This is a genomic window from Actinophytocola sp., assembly GCF_045807065.1.
Classification (GTDB): domain Bacteria; phylum Actinomycetota; class Actinomycetes; order Mycobacteriales; family Pseudonocardiaceae; genus Actinophytocola.
Genome location: NZ_JBJMIE010000361.1, coordinates 24,405 through 38,390 on the forward strand (window position 1 = coordinate 24,405; position 13,986 = coordinate 38,390).

Annotated in this window: 9 protein-coding genes; 7 read left to right on the forward strand and 2 right to left on the reverse strand. The window is 71.7% G+C overall.

From position 1 onward, the window contains the following. Positions 1–5: 5 nt before the first annotated feature. Genes ACJ73U_RS21100 through ACJ73U_RS21125 form a run of 6 tightly spaced genes read left to right on the forward strand, consistent with a single transcriptional unit; the run spans position 6 to position 7,337 of the window. Positions 6–935 (forward strand): carbohydrate ABC transporter permease, encoded by a 930-nt coding sequence (locus ACJ73U_RS21100; protein ID WP_407779388.1) that lies wholly within the window; start codon positions 6–8, stop codon positions 933–935. After that, positions 935–1,825 (forward strand): carbohydrate ABC transporter permease, encoded by an 891-nt coding sequence (locus ACJ73U_RS21105; protein WP_407779389.1) that lies wholly within the window; start codon positions 935–937, stop codon positions 1,823–1,825. Before ACJ73U_RS21100 ends, ACJ73U_RS21105 begins: the two co-directional genes overlap by 1 nt. After that, on the forward strand, positions 1,822–2,784 hold the full coding sequence (locus tag ACJ73U_RS21110; RefSeq protein WP_407779390.1) for an ROK family protein: 963 nt from the start codon (positions 1,822–1,824) through the stop codon (positions 2,782–2,784). The genes ACJ73U_RS21105 and ACJ73U_RS21110 overlap by 4 nt, the downstream gene beginning before the upstream one ends. Next, entirely contained in the window at positions 2,774–3,352 is a 579-nt protein-coding gene (locus tag ACJ73U_RS21115; RefSeq protein ID WP_407779391.1) for an SIS domain-containing protein, read from the forward strand. Before ACJ73U_RS21110 ends, ACJ73U_RS21115 begins: the two co-directional genes overlap by 11 nt. Positions 3,353–3,358: 6 nt before the next feature. Further along, the gene (locus ACJ73U_RS21120; RefSeq protein ID WP_407779392.1) at positions 3,359–5,887 is read left to right on the forward strand and encodes an alpha-mannosidase; all 2,529 of its coding nucleotides are present in this window, start codon (positions 3,359–3,361) and stop codon (positions 5,885–5,887) included. Further along, positions 5,880–7,337 carry an FAD-dependent oxidoreductase gene (locus tag ACJ73U_RS21125; protein WP_407779393.1) on the forward strand — a complete coding sequence of 486 codons (1,458 nt, stop codon included), beginning with the start codon at positions 5,880–5,882 and terminating at the stop codon, positions 7,335–7,337. Before ACJ73U_RS21120 ends, ACJ73U_RS21125 begins: the two co-directional genes overlap by 8 nt. Here ACJ73U_RS21125 and ACJ73U_RS21130 read toward each other — a convergent pair. Then, complete coding sequence (locus ACJ73U_RS21130; RefSeq protein ID WP_407779394.1) at positions 7,334–8,350, reverse strand: LacI family DNA-binding transcriptional regulator; 1,017 nt, start codon at positions 8,348–8,350, stop codon at positions 7,334–7,336. The two genes, ACJ73U_RS21125 and ACJ73U_RS21130, sit on opposite strands and share 4 nt — an antisense overlap. Positions 8,351–8,434: 84 nt before the next feature. Continuing rightward, positions 8,435–9,301 (reverse strand): hypothetical protein, encoded by an 867-nt coding sequence (locus tag ACJ73U_RS21135; protein ID WP_407779395.1) that lies wholly within the window; start codon positions 9,299–9,301, stop codon positions 8,435–8,437. A 1,266-nt stretch (positions 9,302–10,567) separates the two neighbouring features. Between ACJ73U_RS21135 and ACJ73U_RS21140 the strand changes: the two genes are divergently transcribed. Further along, positions 10,568–13,501, forward strand: a complete 2,934-nt coding sequence (locus ACJ73U_RS21140) for a BTAD domain-containing putative transcriptional regulator (protein WP_407779396.1) — start codon at positions 10,568–10,570, stop codon at positions 13,499–13,501. The last annotated feature ends 485 nt before the right edge of the window (positions 13,502–13,986 follow it).

Sequence of the window (13,986 nt, forward strand, 5' to 3'; positions counted from 1 at the left end):
TGGCCGTGACGCGGGTTCGCCGCCGGAAGAAGGGCTTGCGGGACAGGGACACGTGGGCCGCCCTCGGGTTCCTGTCCCCGTGGCTCGTCGGGTTCGTGATCTTCATGGCCGGGCCGATGATCCTCAGCCTGGTGCTGTCCTTCACCAACTACGACGGGCTGCGCGAGACCAAGGGCGTCGGCTGGCAGAACTACCAGCAGCTGCTGAGTGACCCGAAGGTCGCGAAGAGCCTCGTGAACACGATGCTCTTCACGGCCATGACGGTGCCCGGCAAGATGATCGTCGCCCTGGCGCTCGCGACGCTGCTGTCACGCGTCGGCCGGCGCTCCGCGGGGATCTTCCGCACGCTGTTCTACCTGCCGGAGGTCACGCCGAAGGTCGCGGTCGGCGTGCTGTTCCTGCTGCTGTTCAACGGCCAGGTCGGCCTGGTGAACGGGTTCCTCGGCCTGTTCGGCATCGACGGTCCACAGTGGAGCACCGATCCGAACTGGGTGAAACCGGGGCTCGCGCTGATGAGCCTGTGGTCGGTCGGCGGCACGGTGGTGATCTACCTGGCCGCGCTCAACAACGTGCCGCAGGACCTCTACGAGGCCGCGGAGCTGGACGGCGTCTCGTGGTGGCAGCGGTTCCGGCACATCACCGTGCCGATGATCAGCCCCGCGCTCTTCTTCACGCTGATCATCCTCACGATCGACGCGCTGCAGAGCTTCGACGAGGCGTACGCGGCCTTCTACGGCAGCTCGGCGTCCGCCACCTACTCCTCCGACGCGGCGCTGTTCTACCTCGTCTACCTGTTCCAGCAGGCGTTCCAGTTCCTGCACATGGGTTACGCGTCCGCGCTGGCGTGGCTGCTGTTCGTCGTGATCATGATCATCACCGCGATCCAGATCAGGGTCAGCCGGAAGTTCGTGTACTACGAGGGGGGTGACCGCTGATGGCCACCCCGACCGTGGCACCGGCCCAGGTCGCCGTCGCCGCTCCGCGGGCGCGGCAACCGGTCCGCAGGCGTCGCCGGGCGTTCTTCTGGCTCGCCCTCCTCGTCGCCTCGGTGCTGTTCCTGTACCCGTACTGGTGGGTGGCGACGGCGTCGCTCAAGCCGCGCTCGCAGGTGTTCGACAACCTGCTGCTGCCCAGGAACTGGGCGTTCGGCAACTACGTGGCGATCTGGGACGCGGCGCCGGTCTTCGACTGGCTGGTCAACAGCGTGACCGTGTCGCTCGCCGCCGCGGTGGCCGTGACGCTGTCGAGCGCGCTGGTGGCGTGGGGCTTCGCCTACTACCGGTTCCCCGGCCGCGGCACGTTGTTCGCGCTGGTGCTGTCGACGATGATGCTGCCCACCGCGGTCACCATGATCCCGGTCTACCTGATCTGGAACAGCGTGGGGCTCGCGACCACGCAGGTGCCCCTGTGGGCGCAGAACCTGTTCGGCAGCGCGTTCTACATCTTCCTGCTGCGCCAGTTCTTCCTCGGCCTGCCCCGGGACCTGTTCGAGGCAGCCAAGATCGACGGCGTCGGGCACTTCGGGCTGTTCTGGCGGATCGCGGTGCCGCTGTGCCGGCCAGCGCTGATCGTGACGTTCGTGTTCGAGCTGAAGGCGAGCTGGTCGGACCTGCTCAAGCCGCTGATCTATCTGCGCGACGTCGAGCTGTTCACCCTGCCGCGTGGGCTGAAGGCCATCTCCGACCGGTTCGGGCAGGCCGGTGAGCAGCAGTGGGAGCTCGTGCTGGCCGGCAGCGTGATCACGACGCTGCCGATGATCATCGTGTTCTTCCTGGCACAGCGGCACTTCATCCAGGGCATCGCCACCCAGGGACGCAAGGGATGACGGAGTCGCCGAGCGTGCTGGCGCTCGACATCGGGGGCACCAAGCTCGCGGCCGGGGTCGTCGACGGGACCGGGCGGGTCCGCTCGTTCCTCGCCGCGCCGACGCCGGCCGGTCCGGAGCGGGCGCTGGACCGGCTGTTCTCGTTGGGGCGCAAGGCGGTGGCCGACGCGGGCGCGGAGGTGGCGGCGGTCGGCATCGGCTGCGGCGGCCCGCTCGACGCCGACCGCGGCGTGCTGCTGTCGCCACCGCACCTGCCCGGCTGGCGGGACGTGCCGGTGGCGGAGCTGGCATCGGCCGCGTTCGGCCGGCCCGCGGCGGTGGACAACGACGGCACGGCCGCGGCCGAGGCGGAGCACCGGTTCGGTGCCGGGGTCGGCACCACCCACATGGTGTACCTGACGCTGTCGACCGGCGTCGGCGGCGGTGCCGTGCTCGACGGCCGCGTCTACCGCGGCGTCACGGGGAACGGCACCGAGCTGGGGCACGTCGTGGTCGAGCGCCGGGGCCGGCGGTGCCGGGGCTGCGGCGGCCGCGGTTGCCTCGAGGCGTACGTGTCCGGCACCTCCATCGCCGAGCGGGCCAGGGAAGCGGTCGACGCGACCAGCTCGTTGTCCACCGTGGCGGCCCTGACCGCGGCGGACGTCGTGGCGCACGCGACGGCCGGTGACGCGGTCGCGGCGCGGGTGTGGCGGGAGACCGTCGACGCGCTGGCCTGCGGGCTCACCTCGATCGTGAACGTGGTGGAGCCGGAGCTGGTCGTGCTCGGCGGCGGGGTCACCCGTGCCGGGGACGACGCGTTGACCGCGCCGGTGCGGGCGGCCGTGCGGGCCTCGGCCATGACCCCGGGCGGGAAGGCCGTCCGGGTCGAGCGGGCCGCGCTCGGCGACCACGTCGGGGTCGTCGGCGCGGCGGCGGTCGCGATGCGCCGCTTCTTGCGGGAGGACGCCGGTGAGCGCTGAGAACCTGGTGGAGCAGCTCGCGGACCACGTCGGCCTCGCGCGGCGGGTCGAGGAGCTGCTGCCCGAGCTGTCGGCGGTCGCCGACCTGCTCATCCGCACCTACGAGCGGGACGGGCGGCTGTTCACGTTCGGCAACGGCGGCAGCGCGGCCGACGCGCAGCACCTCGCGGCCGAGCTGATCGGCCGCTACCAGCGCACCCGTCGCCCGCTGCCGGCGTTGGCGCTCACCGTCGACCCGTCGGTGCTCACCTGCGTGGCCAACGACTTCAGCTACGAGGACGTGTTCGCGCGCCAGGTCACCGGCTTCGTCCGGCCGGGTGACATGGTGATCGCGTTCTCGACCAGCGGGCGGTCGGAGAACGTCGTGCGCGGCCTGCGCACGGCGCGGGAGATGGGCGCGGTCACGGTGTTCTTCGGCGGTTGCTCGGCGACCAGTCCGGCCGCCGAGCACGCCGACCACGCGCTGGTGGTGGACTCGGCGCAGACCGCACGGATCCAGGAAATGCACCTACTGCTCCTGCACCTGCTCAGCGAGCGGGTCGACGCATGGGCCGCCGGGGAGGGCTAACACCACATGGCTTCGGAAGACCGCCTGCTCCACATGATCGGCAACGCGCACATCGACCCGGTGTGGTTGTGGCAGTGGCCGGAGGGCTACCAGGAGGTCCGGGCCACGTTCGCCTCCGCCATCGCGCGGATGGCGGAGTACCCCGAGTTCGTGTTCACGTGCGACTCGGTGCTGTACCTGGCCTGGGTGGAGGAGCACGACCCGGACCTGTTCGCGGCGATCGGTGAGCGGATCGCGGACGGGCGCTGGCAGCAGGTCGGCGGGTGGTGGATCGAGCCGGACTGCAACCTGCCCGCAGGCGAGTCGTTCGTGCGGCAGGCGCTGTACTCGCAGCGGTACCTGCGGGAGAAGTTCGGCGTCACCGCGACCGTCGGGTGCAACGTCGACCCGTTCGGCCACAACGCCTCGCTGCCGCAGATCCTGCGGAAGTCCGGGATGGACTCCTACGTGTTCATGCGGCCGGGACCGCACGAGATGGCGTTGCCGGGACCGTACTTCTGGTGGGAGTCGCCGGATGGCACGCGGGTGCTCGCCTACCGCATCCCCCACGAGTACTGCAGCTCCGGGACCGACCTCGGGTACCAGATCGACAAGTCGCTCGCGCAGCTGCCCGCGGACGCGCCGGAGCTGATGGTGTTCTACGGCGTCGGCAACCACGGTGGCGGCCCCACCCGCGCGAACCTGGACAGCATCCGCCGCCTCGACGCGACCGGTGGTCTGCCTCGCCTGCGGTGTGGCTCGACTCGGGACTTCTTCGACCGGCTCCTGTCCGCGGGCGCGGACATCCCGGTGCACGCGGGGGAGCTGCAACACCACGCCGTCGGCTGCTACTCGGCGCACTCCGGCGTCAAGCGGTGGAACCGGCGTGCGGAGAACCTGCTCGCCAGGGCGGAGAAGTGGGCGTCGGTGGCGGCGGAGGTCGGCGGGATCGCCTACCCGGCCCACGAGCTGACCGAGGCGTGGAAGCTGGTGCTGTTCAACCAGTTCCACGACACGCTCGGCGGCGCGGCCATCGAACCGGCCTACGAGGACAGCCGGGACCAGTTCGGGCACGCGGTGTCCCTGGCCGGCGCCGCGTTCAACCGTTCCGTGCAAACGCTTGCGCGCCGGATCGGCATCGCCCAGGAGCCGGACATGTACCCGGTGGTCGTGTTCAACCCGCACCCGTGGCCGCTCGTCGCGGACGTGGAGTTCGAGTTCGGCGGGTTCCCGGCGTACGCGGCGCGCGTGGTCGACGACCGGGGCGAACCCGTTGCCGTGCAACGCACGCGCTCGAAGGCCATGGTCGACGGGTGGCGGCGCCGGCTCGCGCTCGCCGTCGAGGTGCCGCCGCTGGGGTACCGGACCTACCGGATCTACCCGGCCAGCGGCACGGCGGCCGCGCCGGCCGTGACCGCGACGGACACGTGCCTGGAGAACGAGTTCGTCTCCCTGGAACTCGATCCGGCCACGGGATGGCTGCGCGCGCTGCGGGACAGGGTCTCCGGCACGGACCTCGTCGCCGGCGGCGCCCACGCGGTGGTGGTCGACGACCGGTCGGACACCTGGGGCCACCGGGTGCGGTCCTACGACAACGCCGCCGGCGCGTTCGAACCGAGGTCGGTGCGGCTCGTCGAGCACGGACCGGTGCGCTCGGTCGTGCGGGTGGTCAGCGCGTACGGCTCGTCCACGCTCGTCGAGGAGTACGTGCTGGGCGCGCGGGACCGGCACGTCGAGGTGCGCGTGACGCTGGACTGGCACGAGCGGCGGAAGCTGCTGAAGCTCCGGTTCCCGACCACGCTGTCCGAGGTGACCGCGACGTTCGAGATCCCGTACGGGCACCTGTCCCGGCCCGCGAACGGCAGCGAGGAGGCGGCGCAGGCGTGGGTCGACGTGTCCGGGACCCTGCCGGACGGCCGCCGGGGCGGGCTGGCCGTGCTCAACGACGGCAAGTACGGGCACGACGTCCGCGACGGCGACATCGGGGTCACCGCGGTGCGCAGCCCGGTCTACGCGTGGCACGAGCCGAAGGAGCTGGACGACGACGAACTGGACGGCGAGCTGTACACGTTCCAGGACCAGGGCCGCCAGGAGTTCACCTACCGCCTCGTGCCGCACGCCGGCGACTGGCGGTCGGCGTCGGTCGTGCGGCTGGCGGCGGAGCTGAACCAGCCGGCGTTCCCGCTGCTGGAGTCCTACCACGAGGGCGACCTGCCCCAGGCCCTGTCGTTCATGGCGGTGTCGGCCGGCAGCGTGGTGCCCACGGTGCTGAAGATGGCGGAGGACGGGCCGGACGCGTTGGTGGTGCGTGCCTACGAGTCCGCCGGCCGGGCGTGCGAGGCGACGATCGAGGTGCTCGGGCGGGCGGTGACGGCGACGTTCGGTCCCGCGGAGATCAAGACCTTCCTGGTGCCCCGCGACCCGGCCGAGCCCATCAGGGAGACGGACCTCGTCGAGTGGTCGGCGTGGCCGGAGCAGGCGGCGGACCCGAGGTCCGAGCCGCCCGCGTCACCGGCGGCATCGGCCGTGGAACCCGGAGTGGAGGCGCGTGCCTGAGCTGGTCGTGTACGGCGCGACGGCGGCCGGCGTGTGCGCCGCGGTCGCCGCCGCCCGCCACGGCGTCCAGGTGACGTTGCTGGCGCCGAGCCGCCACGTGGGCGGCATGGTGTCCGGCGGCCTCGGCTACACCGACATCGGCGACCCCAGGGTGGTCGGCGGCCTGGCGGCGGAGTTCCGCGCCGAGGTGGCCGCGCACTACGGCAGTTCGTCGTACGCCGGGCCGGAACCCCGGGTCGCGGAGGCGATCCTCACCTCGTGGCTGTCCCGCGCGGGCGTGGAGGTGGTCTTCGACCCCGCCATGCCCTCGGTGTCCATCGTGGACCGCAGGATCGACGCCGTCGGGCCGTACCGCGCCGGCGTGTACGTCGACGCCTCCTACGAGGGCGACCTGCTCGCCGCCGCCGGCGTGAGTTACCGCGTCGGCCGGGAAAGCCGTGCCCTGCACGGCGAGCCACTGGCCGGCCGCACGGAACCGGCGCCGGGCAAGCACCAGTTCATGCCGTACCTCAACCCGTTCGCGGCCGACGGTTCCCTGCTGCCGCTGCTGGACCCGGGCGCGGAGGTCCCGGTCGGCGAGGGCGACGGCCGGGTGATGGCCTACGGCTACCGCGTGTGCCTGTCCAGTGGCCCGTCGCGGCTGCCGTTCGAGCGCCGCGACGGTTTCCACGACGAGGAGTGGGAACTGGCCAGGCGGTACTTCGCGATGGTGCCGGAGCCGGGTGAGTTCCTCGGCCTGGTGCCGAACCTGCCGAACGGCAAGTGCGACGGCAACTCGATCGGCCCGCTGTCGCTGAACCTGCTGGACGGCTCGCAGCAGGGCTACGCCGACGGGGACCCGCCGCGGCGCGCGGAGATCGTGCGCCGGCACCAGGAGTACACACAGGACTTCCTGTACTTCATGTCGGCCGAGGGCCCGCCGGCCGTGCGCAAGGCGCTGTCGGAGTGGGGTTTCGCCCACGACGAGTTCGGCGGCGGCCTGCCGCACCAGCTGTACGTGCGCGAGGCGCGCCGCATGGTGGGCGAGTACGTGCTGACCCAACACGACCTGACCCGCGCGGCCCAGTACGACACGGTGGCGATGGGCTCGTACCACATGGACATCCGCGAGGTCCGCCGCACGTGGCGGTGGGTGTACGAGCACCCGGACCCGATCCCGTCGGTCTACAACGAGGGCTACCTGTCCGCGCCGGTGCCGCCGTACCAGATCCCGTACCGGTGCCTGGTGCCCCGGGTCCGCGAGTGCCGGAACCTGCTCGTACCGGTGTGCGTGAGCGCGTCGCACCTCGCGTTCAGCTCGGTGCGCATGGAGCCCCAGTACGAGATGCTGGGCCACGCCGCCGGCCTGGCGGCCGTGGAGGCGCTGGCGAGGGACGTCGTGGTGCAACGGGTGGACGTGCCGGCCCTGCAGGCGAGGTTGGCCGAGGAGGGCGCGGTACTGGCACTCTAGAGCCGGCGGGTCGATCCTCGGGGCTCGAAGGTCGGTGCCAGCCACTCCTGGCGCGGTGGCCCGGTCAGTTCGCCGGAGAGGCGGGCCAGCAGCAGCTCCGCGGCCCGGGCGCCGAGTGCCACCACCGGCTGCGACACGGCCGACACCGCGGGCTGCACCATGGTCATCCACGGCAGGTCGTCGAACGCGACGAGTGAGATGTCCCTCGGTACCCGCAGCTTCCGGCGTCGCAGCTCCTGCCAGACGCCCGAGGCCATGAGGTTGTTGGCGGCGAACACGGCCGTCACGTCCGGTTGGCCGTCCAGCAGCTCCGCCAGTGCCGCGGCCGCGTCGCCGGGGCCGAAGCCCACGCGGGCAACGAGTTTCGGGTCGAACCGGACCTTCGCCGCCCGCAGCGCGGCCCGGTAGCCGGCCAGGCGGCCGCGGCCGGTCGTCCACTCCAGCTCGTCGATCAGGAACGCGATCCTGCGGTGTCCGAGCGAGAGCAGGTGCTCGGTGGCCACGCGGGCGCCCTGCTCGGAGTCGACGAGGACCGCGTCGCAGCGGCTCTCGGCCGTCTGGCGGTCGACCTCGACGACGTGCACGCCCTGCGCGGTCAGCAGGGTGCTGGCCTCCGCGGTGACGGGCGTGATGATCGCGCCGGGGACGCGCATGGCGAGCAGGGTGCGCGCCCTCGCCAGCTCGCGGCCGGTGTCGCCGTCGTCGTTGACCAGCACCATCTGGTAGCCGGCCGCGGTCAGCACCTGCTCGATGCCGGCGGCCAGGTCGGCGTAGAACTGGTTGCGCAGGTCGGAGATCAGCACCCCGACCAGCCGGCTGGTCCGCCGCTTGAGGCTGCGGGCGAACTCGTCCGGCACGTACCCCAGCTGGTCGGCGGCCGCGAGCACCCGCACCTTCACCGACTGCGCCGCGTAGCCCTGCCCGGTCAGCGCCCGCGACGCCGTCGAGGGGGACACCCCCGCCGCCCGCGCCACGTCACCGATGGTGACCCGCCGGGGCGCTAGTTCACTCACGACCCCCTCACACCCCTCCTCGCAGGCTCCGAGCAGGGTTCGCTCGGTAGTTCCGCGCGCGGTAGTTCGCTACGCAAGCTTCGCCTACGCGGCCGCTTCCTGCCAGGGTCTCGCGGAACTGTCCACCAACTCGGCCAGCCGCTTCAACCGGTCCACCGCGCGGGACCGCAGCAGCGGCGTCGGGTCGGCGAGCGTGTCGCTCCAGATGGCGCGCCCGGCGAGGAACCCGGACGCCCCCGCGTGGCACGCGGCCCGCACGGCGCGCGGGAACGCGTCGATCGGCACGCCCTGGGACAGCACCACCCACGGCACCGGCACGGTGGCGGAGATCCGCTCGGACACGCGCCCGACCTGGACCTCGTCGATCCCGCGCCGGGGCACCTGCGCCTTGTACAGCGACGGCCGCAGCGCGCCCAGCTCCGCCGCCGCCTCGACCTGCAGCTTGTCGAAGTCGACGTCCGACCCCGGGCGCACCACGCCCTCGAGGATGGACAGCAGCCCGGCCGACTCACAGCGCCGGACGAACTCGGCGGCCATGGCGAGCCGGGCCTCCCGGTGCTCGTCCGGTCGCCACACGAGCAGGAGCTTCATGGCCGCCACCCCGCGCTCGCGCACGTGGGCCGGGTTGATCTCCTCGTCGAGCGAGGTCTCGACGACGGGACCGCCTTCCGGTGGGTGCCGCAGCCGGTCGGCGGCGAGGATGAGCCCGCACGAGGGCGGCAGCAGCCGTTCGGCGAGCACCTGGTCGAACCCGTAGGTGCGATCGATCAGGAACCCGCTCGCGTAGGCGCCGAGCTCGGCGGCGACGGCGAGCTTGAACTTCGTCAGGTCGCTGTCGGGCACCGGTGCCGGTGAGTGCGCGGCCAGCATCGTGCGCAGGCTCTCCCGCTGGTCCATCGCCACCATGGCCAGGCCACCGGACGGTCGCGCCAACTCGGCCAGGCTAGTCATGCCACCTCCCGTCCCCCGGGACCCCGTGTCCCAGTAGATCGCGTCGTGTCGGTTGGCGAGGATGTCGTCGCGCGACGACACAGCGCTACGTGCACTCGTCACCACCGCCTCTGCCGTTCCAAGAGAGTCCATCACATCTCTCGGCGGACGTGCGCTCGCGTCCATACGGCAACCAGGTGAAGGTCGGCGAAGGCGCCTACTGGGAGTGGTCCTCTGTGTATCGGTCGCACTGGTCCACAGTGGACAAAGGGGACCTGTGAGCCTAGTACTCGCATCCGTATTTGTCTACGGCCTGCTCGGTGACCGGATGACCGGATGGTCCGGTCCGTCGGGTATCCCGTTCGCGCTTACCGGCGAGTCGCATGTGGAGGCCGCGTTGAACATTTCTGACCGGGCGAAAGTGTAATTCGGAAAACGGTGGCCGGCTGCCGGACCCCCGGGGAGGACGACCTACCCGCTGGGCCCTGGAGTCGGCTCCTTCTCCACAGCACGTACTACCTGTGGTTGCTGGTGCGGAACCGCTCGCGGGGTCGACCTCGACGGGCAGGGGACGCGGAGCCTGGCCTTCTCCGGGTGCCGTACGGGGCTCGGTCGCGGCACGCCGAGCACGCGGCGGATTCCGATGAATATGGGCGAGGGAAAAACTGTCGAATAGGGGTGAGTAATGGGTGGTCGTAAATTTCAGGCGGTTGTTTCGCTCTGTCGATCCCGTGATCCCCGGGTCCGCGGAGTTCCTGGCGCCACCACCGACCTTCCCGCATAGCCTGCCTCGCGCTCGCCTGTCAAGGATCAAGATCAATCTTCACATGATTCACACCTCGCGGCCACCCTGGGGGAATCGTCCAACCTGGACAATGGGCGATGTCGGACCTCGCCCGATCTCCGGACGCGGAGGAGGCGCGTGACCTGGCAATTGCCGGCCAAAGTCGTAGGTCTGACCAGTGGCTGCCGTGGATGCTTGCCGAGCCGGTCGTGTCGCACCCGCGTAGGTCCGACCTTGCGTGCTGTCGGATGGGCCACATCCCGAGCGTTCAAGCAGGTCGGAGCACATATGCACGTGCATCTGCACGTGCATGGAGGGCGATAACGCGGATCGCTATCGGCGGGTATGGGATTGGTAGTGAAACTTACCGGGCGACGGCAATCACCGCTCGTACAACAATTGTGTCACACGACTTCTCTGATCTTTGTTGATAAGTAACATTCGACGCGATAGCTGCCACTCGGTGCCAGCTTTGATAGGGGTGAAAGCTGGGGTGAAGCTGGATGGACGCAATACTCGGAATTCTGGGTAAGACCGCGTTGCTGGTGGGTGGCGGACCGGACGAGGAGTGGGGTAAGCCGCGCGAGCGGGCCGTGCTCGCGACACTTCTCGTGCACGCGAACGAGACCGTGTCGACCGACACGCTGGTGCGGTGGGTATGGCCGAGGGACAAGCCGGCGCCGCTGTCTCCCGACCCGACTTTCGACACGTACGTCGCACGCATCCGACGCACCCTGGCGCGGCTGCCGTTCGGGCCGCGGCTGGTGGCCGAGGACGGCGGTTACCGGCTGGACGTCGACCCGTCGCTCGTCGACCTCCAGCAGTTCCGGCGGCGCGTCGACCAGGCACGGGACGCCCGTGACCCCGCCCAGGTGGTCGAGCTGATCGAGGCGGCGCTCTGGCTGTGGCGCGGGCTCCCGCTGGCCGACCTCACCACCGAGCCCGCCAAGGTCTGGCGCGAGCGGGTGATGCGCGAGGACTGGCTCGCCGCGCACCTCCTCCGCGTGCGGGCGCTGCTCGACCTCGGCTGGCACGAGAAGGCGCTCGGCGACCTCGACGAGCTGCGGGCCGACTTCCCGGACGACGTCGGCCTCGCGGAGCTGCGGCTCACCGCCCTCTACCACCGGCGCCGGTTCACCGAGGCCACCCGGTACTTCCTCACGACCTACCACCGCCTCCGCGACGGCGGCGACGAGCACGGCGCACAGCTGCTGAGCCGGCACCACGCCGCCCTCGCCGCCGCGCACCCCGTGCCGGCACTCCCGGAACCGACCCTGGTGCCCCGGCAGCTGCCCGAGGACATCCCCGACTTCGTGGGGCGCCGCGCGGAGCTGACCGGGCTGGACCGGGTGGCGGACTCCGGGGTGGTACTGCTGGACGGCCCCGGCGGCGTGGGGAAGACCGCGCTCGCCGTGCACTGGGCCCACCGGGTACACGCCAGGTTCCCGGACGGCCAGGTGTTCGTGAACATGCGCGGGCTCACCGCGCGCCGGCAGGTCGACGTCGCCGCGGTCGTCGACGACATGCTGGTCGCGCTGGGGCAGCCACCCGAGCCGGGGCTCGGCAGGCGGCAGCGGGAGCGGTTGCTGAAGGTGCTGGTCGCGGACCGGCGCATCCTGGTGGTGCTGGACAACGTCGCCGACGCCGACCAGATCCGGCCGTTCCTCGCGCTGGTCCCGTCCTGCCTGGTCGTCGTCACCAGCCGCCGCCGGCTGACGCTGCCGTCGTCCATGGCCGTGCTGCGGGTGCCGGTCCGGCCGCTGAGTGCGGAGAGCGCGACCGTACTGCTGTCGGTGCGGGCGTTCGGCCGGATCCCGGACGCCGCCCGCGTCAGCACGTTCTGCGGCGGTCTGCCGTTGCTGATCACGGTGCTCGCCGGGCAGCTGACCGGCACGTCGCCCGCGTACGTCGGCGAGCTGGTCACCCGGCTCGACCGCAGGCGCATCCTCGCGGCGGCCGGCCAGGACGGTGCCGCCTCGCGGCCGGCCGAGTCCTGCCTCACCTGGGCCTACCAGGCGCTGGCCGCGCCCGAGCGGCGGCTGTTCCGGTTGCTGGCGCTGCACCCGAGCGAGGACATCCCGGCGGAGGTGGCGTACGCGTGCGACGGCCGGACGCCGGACGAGACCCTCGCGAGCCTGATGTGCCTGTCGGCCGCCCACCTGCTCGAGCCGTCTGTGGACCTCGACCGGTTCGTCCGGCACGACCTGCTCGCGGAGTTCGCGGCACGCTGCCTGGAACGCGACGAGACCGAGGGCGAGCTCCGCGCCGCGCGGGACCGGTTGTTCGACGCCTACGTGGCTGCCGCGCGCCAGGCGGCGGGGGTCGCGTGCCCGGGATACGTGGCACGGCACGAGGAGCTGGCACCGTTCGCCGACGCGGACGAGGCGCTGGCGTGGTTCGCCCACGAGCGGTTCACGTTGACGGCCGTCCTGCGCGAGGCCTACGACGAGGGGCGGGACGCCCAGGTCCGGCAGCTGGCCGACCCGGTGGCGGCGCTGCTCGAACGCGCCGGCAACGCGGTCGAGTGCAGGACGGTCCGCCAACTCGCCGTCGACGCGACACGCAGCGCCGGCGAGCCGGCGGCCGAGGCCGCGGCACTGCGGGACCTCGGCGCGGCGCACCTGCTGCTGGGTGAGCAGGACGCGGCCCAGCGGTGCCTGGCGGCCGCCGCGCGCATGGCCCCCGCCGACGACCTGCGGTGCGGGCATGTCGCCGTGTTCGACCAGCTGGGACAGCTGGCCATGCTCCGCGACGACCGGGTCGAGGCGCTGACCCTGTTCCGCCGCGGCCTGGAGGTGGCCGAGCGGGCCGGCGACCTCGCGGGCCTGTGCTGGTTGCACTACCGCATCGCCCAGGTGCTGCGCGTCGCCAACCGCGTCGAGGACGCCCTGGCACACCTCCGGCAGGCGTGGGCCGTCTCCCGGCAGGTCGACGAACGCGCGGCGGAGGCCGCCACCCTCGCCGAACTGGGCGCGACCTACCGCGACATCGGCGACACCTCCGCGGCCCTCGCGTACTGCGAGGAGGCGTTGGCAATTGCCGAAACCGTCCCGGACCTCACGGCGGCCGCGTTGATCTGCGTCACACTGTCGACAATTGGCCGGGAAAGCCGCTGGTTCGACGAGGCCGTCGCCTACAGCCGACGAGGCGTGGAACTCCTCCGCGGCACACAGGACCTCGCCACCCACGCCCAGGTAACAGCCGCCCACGGCGACGCCCTGTACCGCAGCGGCGAACCCCTGGAGGCGGTGCTGATGTGGCAGCAGGCGGCGGACCTGTACGAACACGCGGGCGTGCGCGTACTGGCCATGCGCCTACGCAGCCGCTCCGAAAGCCGACGAATCGGCACCTCAGCACCACAAGCACGCGCCGGCTCCCCAGCCCTCGACGCCATCGAACCACCCGTCCCGGCCCGGGAAAGCGACGTGTGGACCTAGAGGTACTTGGCTGGCGCGGCAACACAATCAGCCTCGACACCCGCACGTTCGCCGGACACATCTCACGCATGGAATCCGGGGAGGTGGGCTGGATCGTGTTCGGCGAGAGCGTGGTTGGTGGCAGCAGGTTCGGGGATGTGTCCTGCGTTTGACGTTCGGGGAGATGCACCGTACGTCTGAAATCCGGAAAGGCGGGCAGGACAGCATCCATCCCAAACCCCCGCACCCACCCCCAATTCCCCCGCGCCCTCCAGCCTCCCAGCCCCGGACCCCAGCCCCCGGACCCCCACCCTCCTGGACCCCCGGACCCCCGGACCTCCCGGCCCCCCGCCTCCCGGACCTCCGCCCCCTGAACCCGGCCCCCCATCCCAGACCCCCCACCCCCGGACCCCGCACCCCACCCCGCCCCCCGTGCCCCCGGCCCCCACCCCCCCGGCCCCCCGCCCCGCCTCTCCGCACCCCCACCTTCCCCGGAACGCATCCCC

What these genes read in the sequence shown, in the direction of transcription:
- ACJ73U_RS21120 (WP_407779392.1), top strand. Translation starts at nt 3,359, where the DNA reads ATGGCTTCGGAAGACCGCCTGCTCCACATGATCGGCAACGCGCACATC.
- ACJ73U_RS21135 (WP_407779395.1), bottom strand. Translation starts at nt 9,301, where the DNA reads ATGACTAGCCTGGCCGAGTTGGCGCGACCGTCCGGTGGCCTGGCCATG.
- ACJ73U_RS21140 (WP_407779396.1), top strand. Translation starts at nt 10,568, where the DNA reads ATGGACGCAATACTCGGAATTCTGGGTAAGACCGCGTTGCTGGTGGGT.
- ACJ73U_RS21105 (WP_407779389.1), top strand. Translation starts at nt 935, where the DNA reads ATGGCCACCCCGACCGTGGCACCGGCCCAGGTCGCCGTCGCCGCTCCG.
- ACJ73U_RS21110 (WP_407779390.1), top strand. Translation starts at nt 1,822, where the DNA reads ATGACGGAGTCGCCGAGCGTGCTGGCGCTCGACATCGGGGGCACCAAG.